Origin of the sequence: Nostoc sp. NMS9 (assembly GCF_017114995.1) — a bacterium.
GTDB lineage: Bacteria > Cyanobacteriota > Cyanobacteriia > Cyanobacteriales > Nostocaceae > Nostoc.
In genome coordinates, this window is the sequence record NZ_JABXKL010000021.1 from 15,115 (window position 1) to 31,565 (window position 16,451).

Sequence of the window (16,451 nt, forward strand, 5' to 3'; positions counted from 1 at the left end):
GAAGCTCAAAGGTTCAACGACGAAGCTCAAAGGTTCAACGACGAAGCTCAAAGGTTCAAAGTTCACCCTTAAAAGCTCAAGTTTCATCCTCATCTCTCTCACTTTCCCCTTGTCCCCAACAAAATGCTTATTACCTTACTTTTCGTCGCTCTATTAGCTTTCTACGTCGCCTGGAATCTCGGAGCAAACGATGTCGCTAACGCGATGGGAACCTCTGTAGGTTCCAAAGCTGTCACCCTCAAACAAGCACTAATCATTGCTGGGGTATTAGAGTTTACGGGTGCTGTGTTGTTTGGACATGAGGTAACGGAAACTCTAGCAACGAAAATTGCTAATCCCGCCTTATTCGCAGCTACACCCCAAATATTCGTTGTTGGAATGGTAACAGTACTAATATCGTGTGGTGTGTGGTTGCAAATTGCCACATCACGCGGTTTACCTGTATCCTCTTCTCATGCAGTTGTTGGTGCGATCGCTGGATTTAGTTGGGTAGCTTTGGGAGTAAATGCAATTGATTGGTCATCAATTGGCTCGATCACCATTGGCTGGATTTTAACGCCGTTAATTAGTGGTGCGATCGCTGCTCTATTTTATAGTCAAATCAAGCACTGGATTTTAGATCAACCCAATCAAGTAGTCCAGTTACAAGAATGGATTCCCTGGTTGAGTACTCTGCTGCTAGGTGTCTTCGGCGTGATTGTATTACCACCACTCACAGAACCGCTAACCAATTTTGTAATTGAGCAAGTTGGTTTTACAATCCCTACTTACGACATCCCCCTATTAATCGGTGCAGTAGCAGCAGTTGGACTCACAATCATGAGTTGGCGACAATTGGGAGATAAGAGAGACAAGGAAGAAATACTCCCTAATCCTGTAGAAAGATTATTCGGCCGATTCCAACTACTAAGTGCTTGCTTTGTAGCCTTTGCTCACGGTTCTAATGATGTGGGAAATGCGATCGCTCCTTTAGCTGCGATCGTTTACATCAATCGCACTGGTAGCGTACCTAATGATGGTTTAACTATCCCGCTTTGGATTTTAATCCTTGGTGGTGCTGGTATTGTTGGTGGTCTAGCTGTCTGGGGAAAAAAGGTCATTGCCACCATTGGCGAAAACATCATTGCCTTGCAACCCAGTAGTGGATTTTGTGCCGAACTGGCAACTGCTACCACCATCCTCATCGCTTCCCGGCTAGGTTTACCAGTCTCCACCTCCCACGCTCTCGTCGGTGGTGTAGTTGGTATTGGACTAGTGCAAAATCTCAAGTCAATTAAGTTTCAAACACTAAAAGGCATTGCCGCCGCATGGCTAATTACAATCCCCGTGAGTGCTGCCCTTAGCGCTGCCATCTTCAGCATCGCCCGGATTTTATTCTTCTAAGAATTATTAATATTTTCCAAACTTTTCCTCTACTGGAATTTACTCAAAGCAAAACCCAGACTGCAACAACGCCAAAAAAAGCGTGCTTTTGCAGAATTGTTGCTCATTCATTAGAATGTTGTGCAGGGGATAGCGTAACTTTGAATTTCCACAGAAGGATACTTTAATCTCCATTTAGAGATATAAACTGTCACACCAGTTACATTCCACACAAATTTACAGCTAGTTTCGCAAGTCAGACAATTTGGTGGGGATGTCTAGCAACGAGTCGCCTACGCACACGCATCTGTAAATCTTTGACAATTATTATTGGCAGTAAAACAATAAATATTTATTTGGAGTGAGATTTCTTTAAAAGTAAAAATTTCATTGGCAAATAATTTATGAAATTAAACTGACCAAAAATAAAAAAGTCTCTATTTCAGGGACTTCCAGGCGTGGCAATAAACCCAAAATCCCTTCGGTTGGGCAATCCCCCAGATGTTCTGGCGTTGCTAACGATGGGAATCGCCCTTCGGGTTCGCCACTTTGCCAGACGCTCGAAGACTCGCTAACGCTGCGCTAACGACGCAAAGCGCCAAGACGGCAAGTGGACTCACCAAGACGGGAGCTACCTTACCAAAATTCCAAATCTAATGGTTAAATACTTATCAATGCTGAAGAAAACACGGTGTAGTAAGCTGTGTGGCAAACTTAGATGCTTTGCTAACTTGTGTCTAGTATGACAGAATTACGTTGAAATGCGGAAGTGCTGTTAAAATTTTTAATTTATCTGACAAAATACAGGAAATTAGGATGACCGCCAATAAAGTGTACAGGAAGCAGCTTTATCGTCAAAGTGTTAGAGGTTAGAAGCTAATGGGGCGATTCGAGAAGCAACCAGAAAACCCAAGAGTCAGAGGGGAGCTATCTAGAGCAGCAGAAAATGCTCTTTGGGCTGTAGTTGAAGACTTAGAAAATCTTCAGCAGAATGTCCTCAGAGCCTTGCAAGAAGATGTAAAGCGGCTTCAGTCAGAAAAAAATCGGTTATCTGATGAGATTCAAAGCTTGGTAGAGGAAAAAGAGCATTTACAACAAGTGCGCCAAATCACCGAGCAGCAAGTGTTAATTCGGCAACTGGCAGAAGTTCTGGCAAAGCATATATCTTCACAACTGCAATCCTCTCTGGCAACTTTAGCTAATCAAAACATAGAGGGCAAATCTTACGAACAAGCTGCGCTGAAGTCAGCTGAAGTGAGCAGCAATGTAGTAGGTGAAATTAATGAAAAAGTCGAACACATGTTTGACAGTCTGGATGACACCGTTACTGTTACCTTTAATTCCTTACAACAGGAACTGAAGAACTATCAAAGTAATCTTTCCCAACAGTTGTCACGGATGTATAGCCAGCAGCAGCAAGGGGAAACGATTTTGACGGAGTTTGTCAACCGCCTGCATGGAGAACTAGAAAAAACTATAGAAGAAACTTCACGCAAATCAGCAACAGCAGGTATACCTACTGTTTTGCAGTTTACGGAGCCACAAAAAAACAGTTCTGTTGAAACATCTCTACCAGAGTTTGAGCAAGTAGTAAGAAATTCCCTTGAGCCAATTTCCCCAATCTCCAATAAATTTTCACCAAGGGAAACGACATCAGAGCCAACCATTGTTAAAGAAAATACCGCGAATCCAATTTCTTCTCCCAGCAAGGATTTGTCGGCAAGGGAAATAACATCAGAGCCAACCATTGTTAAAGAAAACACCGCGAATCCAATTTCTTCTCCCAGCAAGGATTTGTCGTCAAGGGAAATAACATCAGAGCCAACCATTGTTAAAGAAAACACCGCGAATCCAATTTCTTCTCCCAGCAAGGATTTGTCGTCAAGGGAAATAACATCAGAGCCAACCATTGTTAAAAAAAATACCGCGAATCCAATTTCTTCTCCTAGCAAGGATTTGTCGTCAAGGGAAACGCCATCAGAACCTACTGCGGCTGTAGTTCCGCCACCAAAGGACAATACCACCGAGCCAATTTCTGTCCTCAATCAGGAATCGCCGGAAAACGAAACGAAATCACAGCCTACGACTGCATCTTTGCTACAGCCGAGAATAATCCGGCCTTCTCTAAAGATTCCTACTGAACCAATTTCTGTCCGCCGTAAGAACGTATCGCAAAGCAAAGCTGAATCTTCATCGACTACTGCGCTAGAACCGCAAGCGGAAGCAAAACCTCCAGAATCGCGATCGCCTAATTCCTCTAGCTTATCGACACTCCAAATCGGTTTTTTGTTGATCGTATTATCGGCAGTGGTATCGTCGCTTTACAACGTAGCCATCAAGGTGATTTTCCACGAAGGTTCCCAGATTTTTGGAGTATTAGAGGTAGAACAGTTGCTACCGCCGACTTTGGGCAATACTCTGTTAATTTTGACGCTACGGTTTATGGTAGTCGTACCACTAATGGTGCTTTTGTCTCCTATATTGCATCCAAGACTGTGGCAAGACTTGGAAAACTTGTCTGCTTCAGTCCGAGGAAATGCCACACCTGCCAATGCAGCTACCAAACAGATTTTGGTGTTGTCAATTGTGAGTGGGTGCTTTTTGTTTTTATCTCAGGTACTAATCTACATTGCGATCGCTCAAGTCACAACTGGAATGGCGATCGCACTGTTCTTTATCTATCCAATGGTTAGTGGTCTATTTTCGTGGTTTCTGTTTCGCGATCGCCCGACTCTATTCCGCATCGCGGCGATCGCCGCAATTTGCTGCGGTGAATTGTTGGTTTTAGGGGGTTCTCCAACCATCAGTATCGGTAATACTTCAATGGGAAGCAGCACCGCCATTCTTTCGGGTGTGGCTTTTGCTGCCTACATAATTCTGACGCGAGTCTGTGCTAGCAAACTGCATCCTGTGACTTTTACTTTAATTAACTTCACTACCATGCTGTTGTTGAGCTTTATCTGTTTGATGCTACCTTTGCCAAGCAATTGGAACTTGGTAGTAGTTGACCCCTCTAAAATGCTGGAACTGGTTTTAAGCGCGTTTATTTTGGGTGTGCTGACTCTTGCAGGCTATTTGCTCAATAATGTTGGTATTGGTAAACTAGGTGCCTCGCGATCGGCGCTCATCGGTGGTAGCATCCCAGTTTTAACCGTGATTTTCGCTGGGTTAATCATTCAAGAAAATTTGGATATTGTGCAAATTCTGGGAGTATTATTTGTAACCTTTGGCGCGGCTGCTTTCAGCTTTGAAACAATGCGAAATCAGGTTAAACCCTCTAGTCCCACGAATTAAATGGCGAGTTCAATCAGCTTAAGGGTGATGGGAGCTACTTTACTCCCCATCACTCTCAGCATCAATCCCGACGCTAATGCGCCCACTTGTAACTTCTTTAAATCATCTGTGACAAACAAGATCCCTGACTTCTTTGAGAAGTCGGGGATTTAAGTTTTTATGAATGATTTCAGACTGCTGTATAGGTCCAGACAACACTTAATAGATCGATGAGTAGTAATCAAAATAAATAGACTTGTAATATATTTTTAGGGATTTAGCCTGATACAGATAGGGAAAACACGTATATGTAAGCAGTACGAGTAGTACTGACTCCAGCAATTTAGCACGAGTACTTGCTCAGAGAGAAGATTCACAAGGAGTTAAGACCATTGCAGCAGATTTTGGAACTAAGAGATGAAGAAGTCGCAGAAATGTTTAGAGTAACCCGTTTTTTCAAGCCAAACGCACTTTGTTGATATTAGGCGGTCGGACTACCTGTTTTTTCAGCGTGGGAGGCAAAGTAACTGGGTAAGAATAAACTAACTTATGTTAAGCAGCGTAAAGTCAATCAAATGGCCTTATAGTGAGGGTTAAAGCCCTTATCCTTCCGATTTATTAGTTGCTCATTGGGAAGCCCCCTTCTCTACGAGACGCTCCGCGTTCGCATGGCCTCTCCCTTTGGGAGAAGACCGCACTCAGTCACTACAAATCCTTAATTATTTACACCCACTTACTTATTGGGTTTCCTAAGATGGTATCTTTACTTCTGTCGTTTTATACTAATCAACTTAATCTGCGATCGCCCAGACACCCATAAAAAGAAGCTGATATCGTAGCTTGTTGCAGATTATCACCCTTTTATAGCAACAAACCATCTACGTAATTTAAGTCTCTCAAATATATAAAATAGCGAGGTAAAAACATACTTGAAAGTAGCCAATAAATTAGTTAAATCATGAAAAAATAAAATTCTTTCATGAAATAAATATAAATTTATTGCAAAAAAATCTCTAAATAATCATCGGATGGAACCCAAGATGTTTTATTATATGTATGGCTATTAACTGATACTTTGGTTATTAGCACGAGCGGCAAAGCCTTATAGATACGCGATTTAGTCGGAAGTTATCGCGGCTTTTTGTGTCCGAACATCAATATAAAATAATAAATAAAACTTGGATTTAGGAGTAGATATAAAAATATCATCAAACCTTGATTTAAGTAGAATATAAAATATTTAAATAGTCATCATTTATCAACTTTAAAATGCATAATTTTATCTCAAAAGTAAAAAATAGTGATATGATAATGAACAATATTTGAAAAACAACAGGTATTTTGAAATTGGAATTATTTGCTCTACTTGATGTCTACTATCTTTCCTCAAGCCAACGGCTGATACTGCCGAGACATCACTGGAGGTTGTAAACGGAATGATAGTTCACAATGATCTGTATAGCTCAACCTCTAAATGTGGCTACACCTGGTAAGCGATTTGTTTTGAGACTATTCCCAATTATTTCTAGTCACTTGTGTACTACAAATAATTCGCCAAAGCTGAAAAAAAGCATCTTTTTCTAGTAACAGATATCTCAGATTAACCGCGCAAACTAGTTTTTACTCTGAGTCGGCATAGTGCCATAATTAGGTGTAATCAGCTTGACGTTGTTGCTCTTGAAAGATGAAAAAAACTAGAAAACTGAAAGGCTTTATAGATTAATTGCAGCATAGTTGACTGTTGGGACATAAACCACCGTTAAGCTGGATTTGGTGGTGTCTCTAATTTTCTGGTTAGATGCAGAGACAATTATAGTGACAACTACCGACTCTGCTTTTGTACCAGGAAATATGCGAAAACGGTAGTTTGTGCTACCACCGATATCGTCGTTATCGCATACTAATATAGTTTGAAGTAAAGACAGCCTTTAGCCAGGTGTATACTACCTATTTTCACTCGATTAAAAATTGTGTAAACGTGCTATTCAATTGTCTGTAATATGAGTAACGACATAGATCTGATCAAACGTCTTGACCCCAGTGCGATGGATCAGATCATGCTTTATCTGGCTTTTAGTGCCATGCGGACGAGTGGGCACAGGCATGGGGCATTTTTAGATGCAGCCGCAACAGCAGCAAAGTGTGCAATTTACATGACCTATCTAGAGCAGGGACAAAACCTGCGAATGACAGGGCATTTGCATCACTTGGAGCCGAAACGAGTAAAAATTATTGTAGAAGAAGTCAGACAGGCATTAACAGAAGGCAAACTGTTAAAAATGCTGGGTTCTCAAGAACCTCGCTATTTAATTCAATTGCCTTATGTCTGGCTAGAAAAATATCCTTGGCAACCGGGGCGATCGCGCGTTCCTGGTAGCAATCTGACAAGTGAAGAAAAAAGACAAATTGAGCAAAAACTGCCCAGTAATTTACCTGATGCTCAGTTAGTTAGCTCCTTTGAGTTTCTGGATTTGATCGAGTTTTTACACAAGCGATCGCAAGAAGACTTACCACCCGAACACCAAATGCCTTTGAGTGAAGCTTTGGGTGAGCATATCAAGCGCCGTCTGCTTTACTCAGGAACGGTAACACGGATTGATTCTCCTTGGGGAATGCCCTTCTACGCGCTTACCCGTCTTTCTTATACCCCAACAGACGATGAAGAACGTACACACATCACGGTGGAAGATACCGCTCGGTATTTCCGCATGATGAAAAATTGGGCAGAACGGCGACGAAACGCCATGCGCTTGCTGGAAGAACTTGACATACTCCCAGAAAAAATAGAGCAGGCTATGGAAGAATTGGATGAAGTTATCCGTGCCTGGGCAGATAAATATCACCAAGACGGTGGTATTGCAGTGGTTTTACAGACGGCTTTTGGTGAAAAAGAAGACTAGTACAACTAACTGTGAAACTGTGCAAAATTCTAAATTCCCAAAGCTGAAAAACTGACGTGAGTTCAACTAACCTCTCTCCAACTCCTCTTTGCGTTGGAGAGGAGCATTATAATGTTTTTCATTTATTTGAATGCTTACCTGGTCGGTGGACACTTTGGGGACAGTGCTAGGTATCAGAATGCCCACAAGTGGCAGAAGTGGTACTGAAGTTCTGAGCTAATAGAGCGTTTGACGGAAGTTGTATTAGTGTGACAACAGCAAGTGATCGCTTTATCTACGATCAAACTACGGGTAATTTTTTCTTTGACGCAGATGAGATTGGTAAAGCTGCACAAGTTCAAATCGCCCAGTTCTCGAATCAGACAATGCTGACTAATGTAAATATTACTGTCATTGCCTAACGAAAGCTATATAGTCAGCAAAGGTAAATTACCCAGTCAGGTTGAAGCATTGTAATATATAAGGTTGGGTTTTGCTGTTGCTCAACCCAACCTACAAATTAAAATCGGATGATTTATTTTTTGGTAGTCCCTGAATCAGGTTGGCAAATAGCCACTCTATATTCAACCTGTATTTTCAATCAATTACGCAAAGCACTGTAATCTAATTAGTGCCCGGTTGGGTTGGAATAACTGGTTGGGTTGGAACAACTGGTTGGTTTGGAAATGGGGTAGTCTCTAAATTTGGACTTGAACCCGCAGGAATTATCGTTGGCGGTGTAGACGAAGATGAAGCACCGATAACACTATCATCAGCACTGATACAAGTATCTAGCGCTTGAGTAGCGGGAAAGTCGATTTGACTACGCAAGCCAACCACACACTGACCAAAGCGCACGGGTAACAAACTGCGTCCACAATAATCTAAAACTGTCGGATTAGCTTCTTCCTTAGTACTTAGGCTGACGCCAACTACACAGGTTGCTAACTCTTCAGGACGCCGAGCCTTCCCACAAGAAGAAAGCGCATCCGTTGCAGCAATTTGGGTTTCCTTATCAATTTTCACCACGCAAGCAGCCAAATCTTTTGGACGCAGTGCTGCTGCACAACCTTCTGATGCCGCTTCTGCCTTTACACCCACACTCAAAAGGCGACCAGCACAGACACTATAATCATTCCTGTAGGAGGCAGCAACAGCCACATTAGGCAAGATTGTTAAACATCCAGCTATAGCCAAAACCGGTAATGTTAAAATCCTGGAGGTGGAACTGCCTTGTTTGTTCTTACCTCTGCTAACCACTTTTTTGATCATTGACATTGCCATTCTCCAAACACCCAAAGTTATGCTAACTCAAATATCTTAAAAATCCTCTGTAATCTAAGAATTTCGGCGGTAGTAAAGTATAGACATAATTAATTATGTCCAAAATTATGTTAATATAGCTGTTTGAAAGATAAGTAGGCAACGTAAAAAGTATTTCAGAGTAAGAATACTACGTAAACCAATCTGATGATTGAGTCGCTTACGAAACTAAATAAACACAAAAAACTTATTGGCAGTAGTACGGCGGGGCACGTCGGAATTTAGGCTTGGAAGCCAGTGTGTCGGCTCAACCGACTTAAAGCAACTGGTGTAAAGGAGATGCCTCTACATTGGTAGGATACGTCATACCAAGGCAAGCACCTTCAAAAAACCAAGAATCCGCTGATTTATCATCAGTGGAATGTCAAAATAGAATGTTTGGGTAAAGTTTAAACAGGATTAGATTAAGGAAACTCATGTCCCGATATAGAGGGCCCCGCCTCAGAATTGTCCGCCGCTTGGGCGACTTACCAGGATTAACTCGTAAAAGTGCCAGACGCGCTTACCCACCTGGGCAGCATGGTCAAAATCGCAAGAAGCGCTCTGAATATGCTATCCGTCTAGAGGAAAAGCAAAAGCTCCGCTTCAACTACGGTTTGACTGAAAAGCAATTGCTGCGTTATGTGCGGAAAGCCAGACGTGTTACTGGTTCTACCGGACAAGTGCTGCTGCAATTGCTAGAGATGCGCTTGGATAATACAGTTTTCCGCTTGGGTATAGCCCCGACTATCCCAGCGGCTCGTCAACTGGTAAATCACGGTCACGTAACTGTTAACGGTCGTGTGGTGAATATTGCCAGCTACCAATGCCGTCCCGGTGAAGTAATTGCGGTCAGAGATCGGGCACAATCACGGAAGTTGGTAGAAGCTAACTTGCAATATCCCGGTTTGGCCAACCTCCCCAGTCATTTGGAGTTTGACAAAAATAAGTTGGTTGGTAAAGTCAACAGTGTTATTGAGCGCGAATGGGTGGCACTACAAGTTAATGAACTACTTGTGGTGGAATACTACTCACGACAAGCGTAATCGTCATTTGTCCGTAGTCATTTGTCCTTAGTTATTTGCAAAGGACAAATGACAAATGACCAATGACTACCCCCCAATTTGCGACATGGTGCGGGTATATGTACCTAAATTACCAGAATCACGCTGTTTAAAGTTAATTTCTGGCTTGATTCCGAGTAAATGTCTCACCTGGTCTTGTAATTGAGCGGTGCTGACACCAGAACGCAGGGCAGTTTTTAAATCTATTTGACCAGTTTCATTCAATAAACAGGGACGCAGCCAGCCATCGGCACTCAGGCGCATCCGGTTACAACGATCGCAAAAACATTCCGACATCTGACTAATAAATCCTAGTGTCCCCTTCGCAGCAGGAATTTGAAAGACATCAGCAGGGCCAGCACCACGAACTTGTGATTCTGTCAAGCCCCAGCGATCGCGAATACGTTCTCGTAAATCGGCTGAAGATACCCAACCGCGATCGCCAAACAAATGCATATTACCAATAGGCATAAATTCAATAAATCGAACGTGCCACTGTTTATCAATTGTCAGCGCGGCTAAATCTAAAACTTCGTGGTCGTTAACGCCAGGAATCACTACCACATTCAGCTTCAGGGGGTCGAATCCGACTTGATAGGCAGCTTGAATCCCATGCCAAACTTCTTGCCAACGAGAACGCCCCTGATTACCAATAATTTGATCAAAAATGTCGGGATCGAGAGAGTCAAGACTAATATTAATTCGTCGCAGACCAGCATTGTAGAGGTTTTGTGCCATCGGAGCCAGCAAAAACCCGTTAGTGGTCATTGAGAGGTCTTGAGTTTGGGGTAAAGTTGCGATCGCACCTACCAAATCCACCACACGCGGACGCAATAAAGGTTCCCCCCCAGTCAAACGAAATCGGGTAAAGCCTACTGGAATAAATACTTCTTGAATTAAGGTGAGTAGTTCTTCATCACTCAATAACTGTTGCTTGAGAATATAGTCCAGTTCTACTCCCTCTGGCATACAGTACTGACAACGAAAATTGCAGCGATCAATTAAGCTAATGCGGAGGTAGTCTACCTGGTTCATCGTTTTATCTTTATTGTCTCTGATTAATTAAAGACTTTACAAAGGTGGTTTACCCCTTCTTACTATCTTTGTTGTAACTCAAAATACTATACTCCCCCTTAAGTGAGAGTCCACAGATTGTGGCATAATAAGCCGATCGCATCCACTAGTTAGTCATCAATCGTGCAAGACACCGACTCCATCAACGACCTTGCTGCTGCTTTACTACAGCCAGCCGATATCAGCTTTGAACTGCCCGATCCAGAAGATGAACAGATTCTAGAATCAGATTTTCAACAGCAGCTAGAAATAGCTTGGCAGGTATGCGATCGCTTTGATTTGCAAACTGAAATCTGGCGGGGGCGAATTTTACGGGCGATCCGCGACAGAGAAAAAGTGGGTGGTGACGGACGCGGTACTGGCTTTCTCCGATGGCTAAAAGAGCGGGAAATCAGCAAGAGTCAAGCATACTCTTGGATTCAATTGGCGAATAGTGCTGATACTCTGATTGAAGACGGTAAACTTGACCCCGGTTCTGTGAACAACTTCAGTAAACGGGCATTTGTCGAAACCTCCAAAGCAGTCCCCGAAGTGCAACAGATGGTGAGTGAAGCCGCCCAAAAAGGCGATCGCATCACTAGGCGGGAAGTACGTCAACTCAGCGATGAATGGACAGCCATGTCCTCAGATTTATTACCCGAAGCAGTCAAAGAAAAAGCCGCAGATAACACCCTTCCCCCACGCTACATTGCCCCACTGGTGAAGGAAATGGAAAAACTGCCAGAATCGCATCAAAAGTTTATCCAAAAGGAAATAGCTGCCAATCCTGATGTGGATACCCTGAAACAGGTAACTACTGAAGCGCGTAACTTGGCGAAATATCTCAAAGGTGCGGCTCAAGTTCAGGCGCTGACACAGGAAAATGTTGACATTGAAACAGCCTTAGAAGAAGCCCAAAGAGTCGGCTGTTTGAGCATAGCTGCTGATTTGGTAAATCAAGCATCGCAAATTGAACAAACGATCGCTAAATTGTACATGACTTGGAAACGGATTGGTAATTTAGCAGATCGATTATATGTAGATACTGGCGCAAGTACACCCAACTTGCGATCGCTCCTCACTTGCTTGGAACCTCTAGGTGGTGAAATCATGGAATTGCAACTTAGTGGTGCGACTGAACACACTGTACGTCTACAAATTCAGGAGACGAGTTAGGGAGTGGGGCATTGGGCATTGGGCATTGGGCATTGGACATTGGTTATTTCTCCCCTATCTCCCCATCTCCCTCATCTCCCTCATCTCCCTCATCTCCCCACTCTCCACTCCCCCTACTATCACAAGCAAAAAGTTGTGCGACATAATAGCAATAGCCAACTGATTCCAGGTTTTTATGTCAACCACCATCAGTGAACCCATTGTCACTTGGGAAAAGTTACCTGATGACTTTCCTTTACCCGATGAGCCTGTGGACAACATCAGTCAGCCAGCGGTCGCATTTGCCCTCACTGAAAGCTTGGAACTGGCAGGGTTAATTCAGCCTCAAATACTTATTGGTACAAATTTTGGGATTTGTGCAACTGTAGATGGCAAGTTGGTGATTAAAGCCCCAGATTGGTTCTATGTCGCTTCTGTGTTACCGACAGTTCCACCAAACCAAAACCGTCGTAGTTATACCCAGAAGCTAGAAGGAGAAGTTCCGGCAATCGTCATGGAATTTTTGTCAGAGACAGAAGGTAGTGAGTACTCAATTAAAGCTAAGTACCCACCTGGTAAGTGGTACTACTATGAGCGCATTCTCCAAGTCCCCATCTATGTAATTTTTGAACCAGAGGCGGGGTGGGTGGAAGTCTATCAACTAGGTGCTTCAGGACAATATGAACTCCAGCAACCGAATCAGGATAGACAGTATTGGATTGCCAGCATTGGGCTGTTTTTAGGAATTTGGCAGGGTGTGAAAGTAAATCGCACTGGCTATTGGTTGCGCTGGTGGGATGAAGCTGGACAATTGCTGCTGTGGGGAGCAGAACGGTTACAACAAGAGCAGCAATTGCGATCGCGCATGGCCGCGAAGTTACGAGAATTAAACATTGATCCAGAGACTGTTTAACTTATGGGATTTCCAACGCCATAAATTATTTAATCTTGTGAGGTGGTCAACATGAGCGCCTTTGGCTATGGGCGAGTTAGAGAATAGGCAATAGCGATGCCTACGGCGGGCTACGCCTACGCAATTTATCTTTCAGTCTTTGGAATTGCTGAGAGTAAGGCACGGAGAGCGTTGTTAACAGCTTCTGATGTTTTGAATATCTCAGCGACATCAGCATCAAGAGTAACTGTCAAAGGAGCTTTTTCTTGCTGACTAGCAAAACGGTTGGGCAAGGCTTTGCGATAGTCAAAGTTATACTCTGGAAGCAAGTCATCATCTGCGTTGTTGCAGAATTCAGAAGCCTGTGAATTCTTCATAATCTTTTCGTTCTTTCTTGGTTGCTAGACGTGCGCTAATGATACGGATAACGTTTGCTCTTTCTGTAAAACAGACTAATAACAGGCGATCGTCTTGATCATGTCCGATGATGATTTCTCGACGTTCACCAACAGAGTGCTATTCATCATTGAATATGTAAGCTAGAGAGTCGTTAAAGACAGTCTTAGCCGCTTCAAAGCTGATGCGGTGCTTGTTGAGATTCAAACTAGCTTTTTGGTTATCCCACTCAAATTCTAAATTCATGCCTTGATATGAGGCTACTCTACTTGCAATGAAATCATAATTTGTGGGGAGCAGAACGACAGCATTTGCTATTTTGGCGAACCCAATTGTTATTTCGGCGAACCCAATTGTTATTTCGGCGAACCCAATTGTTATTTCGGCGAACGCATTTGCTATTTCGGCGAACCCAATTGCTATTTCGGCGAACGCAATTGTTATTTTGGCGAACGCAATTGTTATTTCGGCGATGCCTACGGCTGGCTACGCCTACACAATTGCTGATTGCGTTTATCCTAAAACAATCTTAAGACAAAGACCTCTCCCTGGTTTGACTACGCAAAACCTGTCCCTCTTTAGATCAAAGAGGGACAAGCTTGAACTTTAGTTGAAGGTAGGGAGAGGTTTGTCGAACTCACGCCTAATTAGCAGGGCAAGATTTAGAGGTGAGCGAGGAGTTATGGGTCGCTGTGGGTACTTGAGCAACTAGAATCACGTTCCCATTGGCATCCATTACCCATCCTTGGGCTTCTACAATTTGAGTAGGTTCATTGACAGAATTAACTTTCTGTGATTTTTCTTCTGTGTTTCGCTGCGCCTGAACAACGGCTCTTTTCTGAATACCGCCAGCACGATTCTGATTATGTGGAGAGAGTGTGATCCAATCTGCCAGTACCGCATCATCAGCTATCAATGGCTCCGTGGGATCGGCTACTAGTCCTCCACGCCCAGTGATAATAAATGAATTTCGTGCTATTTTTCCACCAGAACTACAACTAGCAGCAATTTGCTGCGAAGCATCAACCAGATTTACGGGTAGTTCTACTAATCCTTTACTGGGGTCAACATCTGGTGAGTTGATTTGTACAGTGCCATTTAATCCAAACTCGGAACTGGCAGTAATGTCACTATAATTAGTCGGATCTTCTCTATATTGCGTGCCTATGATATCAAGAGCGTTGATTTTGACATTACCACCATTGCCGCCAACAGCACTAGCACTGATGTCGCTATTTTCATTAGGAACAGCGACGATGAAGGTATTACTATTAGGTACGATGAAGCTATTACTACTATTAGGTACATTGATGAAGATATTACCACCATCTCCCTTACCCCCTGCATTAGTAGTTATTTGACTGTTGCGCCGCAACTGTAAGAAGTCCCTTACCTGTAGCGAAATATCACCACCCCGACCTGAATCACTATTAGATGTGAGTTTTCCTGCGTTGTTCAGAAGTATGGAGCGAGCAGTTACATTTAGATCACCTGCTTTACCTAATATATATGCATCTCCTGGGTAAGTGAAATTCTGTTCAAATTTACTACTCACATTTAATTCAGCCCTATCCTGGATAATCAATTTCCCTGTGGTAATTTTCAGTTTTCCGGCATCTCCAGAACCATTAGTCGCAGCAAATAAGCCACTGGGATAACCATTTACTGAGGTTCCAATTAGCTCTACAGACTCAGAGGCGTTTACAGTCAAATTTCCTCCTGCCCCTGTAGCTGCTATCAATTGTGAGTTTGCTAGAGTCTGTGTTGATATGTTGGCCCCATCTTGGATATACAACCTTTTCGTGTTGATAGTTATGTCACCCGCATTTCCAGCAAAGCCTGTTGAACTAAACAATGAACTAGGTCGATTCCCCATATTTGGGCTAAAAAACCCACCGATTAGCTCTACAGACTCAGAGGCGTTCACAGTCAAATTTCCCCCGTTACCCTTGGTTATAGAAGAAGTGTATACTTGTGCACCATCCCGAACAATTAATTTCGTCGTGTTAATTGTTAAGTCTCCGCCATTTCCCGTAGCCGTAGGCCGAGTTGTGATTCGCACAAGATTACCAATGAGTTCTACTGTATTACCCTGCACTTGGATATTACCGCCACCATCTCCACTGGCATCCACTTGAGAAGGAACTCCAGTACCGTTAATATTTTGCCGCTGGATTAGTTGAATATCCTGAAAATTCTGGACATTTTCATATCCCAAAATCAAACTTTGGTTTGTTGAGTTCAAACTAACTAAACTATTGGCAGTGACACTTCCTAGCTCAATTCGTCCTCCTGGTGCTGTTAAATTCCCGCCCTCCAGTGTTATGTCACCACCTACAAGTGCCAAGGTTTTACCTAGCCCCACTTGAAGACCAACAGGGTCAGGTACGCCATCTGGATTCGCTTGGGATTGATTGCGGATGGGAGCCGCAGTTGCTCCGAATTGTAAACCAATGGGAACACTTACTGTTAGCAGGGGTACGCCTTTGGGATCTGTAGCACTAAACTTTGTACCATCGGCAAAATTCAAACTACTCCCCGTACTGCCCACAAATGAACCGCCGATGTTTAGAGAAGCATTAGGGCCAAAAACAATCCCATTAGGATTAATCAGAAACAGGTTGGCTGAACCGTTAGCTTTAATAATGCCATCAATATTAGAAAAAGACTTACCTGTTACCCGACTGATGATGTTTTGAATGTTTGCCGCATTGTTAAAATAAGCTGTGCTTCCAGTAAGTACAGAAAACTGTTCAAAGCTGTGGAAAAGATTTGTGCCACGAGTTGTTCCACCATCAATTTGTTCAGTAGGTTGATCATTGATTATCTTGTGTGTAACAACTGAACTTTCAGATCCCAGGGTGTTATCTTTGATAATCTGGGCTAAAGCAGAGTTCCCAAAGAATGTGAGCACTCCACTAATTCCTAAGGCACTTACTAATCCTAACTTACAGTACCAATTGCTTCGGCTTTTATTCATTACAGAATTCACCCAAAAAAACAATAGTTTAATGAATTACTGCTCATTACTAATTAGGATAATTAGGTTATCTATGCAGCTTAAATTCAAGTGAA

At 42.9% G+C, this 16,451-nt stretch carries 12 protein-coding genes and 1 pseudogene; 7 read left to right on the forward strand and 6 right to left on the reverse strand.

Features of this window, described 5'->3' with window-relative positions; genetic code table 11:
* The first annotated feature begins 123 nt into the window (after positions 1 to 123).
* The 4 genes from HWQ40_RS08475 (at position 124) to HWQ40_RS08490 (ending at position 7,936) form a co-directional block, all read left to right on the forward strand.
* A complete protein-coding gene (locus HWQ40_RS08475) occupies positions 124 to 1,383 on the forward strand; it encodes an inorganic phosphate transporter (RefSeq protein WP_292776572.1) in 1,260 nt (419 codons plus the stop codon).
* Positions 1,384 to 2,241: 858 nt separating this feature from the next.
* The gene (locus HWQ40_RS08480; RefSeq protein WP_292776575.1) at positions 2,242 to 4,656 is read left to right on the forward strand and encodes an EamA family transporter; all 2,415 of its coding nucleotides are present in this window, start codon (positions 2,242 to 2,244) and stop codon (positions 4,654 to 4,656) included.
* A gap of 1,979 nt (positions 4,657 to 6,635) precedes the next feature.
* Entirely contained in the window at positions 6,636 to 7,535 is a 900-nt protein-coding gene (gene hetR / locus HWQ40_RS08485; protein WP_292776578.1) for a heterocyst differentiation master regulator HetR, read from the forward strand.
* Positions 7,536 to 7,783: 248 nt separating this feature from the next.
* Positions 7,784 to 7,936, forward strand: coding sequence for a hypothetical protein (locus HWQ40_RS08490; protein WP_292776580.1), 153 nt, complete (start codon positions 7,784 to 7,786; stop codon positions 7,934 to 7,936).
* Between the two features lie 202 nt (positions 7,937 to 8,138).
* Here the strand turns inward: HWQ40_RS08490 and HWQ40_RS08495 are convergent, their stop codons facing one another.
* The gene (locus HWQ40_RS08495) at positions 8,139 to 8,792 is read right to left on the reverse strand and encodes a hypothetical protein (protein ID WP_334985309.1); all 654 of its coding nucleotides are present in this window, start codon (positions 8,790 to 8,792) and stop codon (positions 8,139 to 8,141) included.
* 461 nt (positions 8,793 to 9,253) lie between these two features.
* Between HWQ40_RS08495 and rpsD the strand changes: the two genes are divergently transcribed.
* Entirely contained in the window at positions 9,254 to 9,862 is a 609-nt protein-coding gene (rpsD, locus tag HWQ40_RS08500) for a 30S ribosomal protein S4 (RefSeq protein WP_012408407.1), read from the forward strand.
* Between the two features lie 66 nt (positions 9,863 to 9,928).
* Here rpsD and moaA read toward each other — a convergent pair whose 3' ends face one another.
* Positions 9,929 to 10,915: a GTP 3',8-cyclase MoaA gene (gene moaA, locus HWQ40_RS08505; protein ID WP_292776582.1), complete on the reverse strand. Its 987-nt coding sequence runs from the start codon at positions 10,913 to 10,915 to the stop codon at positions 9,929 to 9,931.
* Positions 10,916 to 11,077: 162 nt separating this feature from the next.
* Here moaA and HWQ40_RS08510 point away from each other — a divergent pair, with 162 nt between their 5' ends.
* Both HWQ40_RS08510 and HWQ40_RS08515 read left to right on the forward strand, forming a co-directional pair.
* Positions 11,078 to 12,109 (forward strand): hypothetical protein, encoded by a 1,032-nt coding sequence (locus tag HWQ40_RS08510; protein WP_292776584.1) that lies wholly within the window; start codon positions 11,078 to 11,080, stop codon positions 12,107 to 12,109.
* 175 nt (positions 12,110 to 12,284) lie between these two features.
* The gene (locus tag HWQ40_RS08515; RefSeq protein ID WP_292776587.1) at positions 12,285 to 13,001 is read left to right on the forward strand and encodes a Uma2 family endonuclease; all 717 of its coding nucleotides are present in this window, start codon (positions 12,285 to 12,287) and stop codon (positions 12,999 to 13,001) included.
* Positions 13,002 to 13,126: 125 nt separating this feature from the next.
* Here the strand turns inward: HWQ40_RS08515 and HWQ40_RS08520 are convergent, their stop codons facing one another.
* From HWQ40_RS08520 to HWQ40_RS08530, 4 genes and pseudogenes are all read right to left on the reverse strand, one after another.
* Positions 13,127 to 13,357, reverse strand: a complete 231-nt coding sequence (locus HWQ40_RS08520; RefSeq protein WP_292752541.1) for a hypothetical protein — start codon at positions 13,355 to 13,357, stop codon at positions 13,127 to 13,129.
* Positions 13,335 to 13,475: pseudogene (locus HWQ40_RS35585) on the reverse strand (BrnT family toxin); the annotation flags it as partial. The pseudogene HWQ40_RS35585 and the gene HWQ40_RS08520, both read right to left, overlap by 23 nt.
* Before the next feature lie 21 nt (positions 13,476 to 13,496).
* Positions 13,497 to 13,622, reverse strand: a complete 126-nt coding sequence (locus tag HWQ40_RS35590) for a BrnT family toxin (RefSeq protein ID WP_366933932.1) — start codon at positions 13,620 to 13,622, stop codon at positions 13,497 to 13,499.
* A 397-nt stretch (positions 13,623 to 14,019) separates the two neighbouring features.
* A complete protein-coding gene (locus HWQ40_RS08530; RefSeq protein WP_292776589.1) occupies positions 14,020 to 16,356 on the reverse strand; it encodes a filamentous hemagglutinin N-terminal domain-containing protein in 2,337 nt (778 codons plus the stop codon).
* Positions 16,357 to 16,451: the final 95 nt, after the last annotated feature.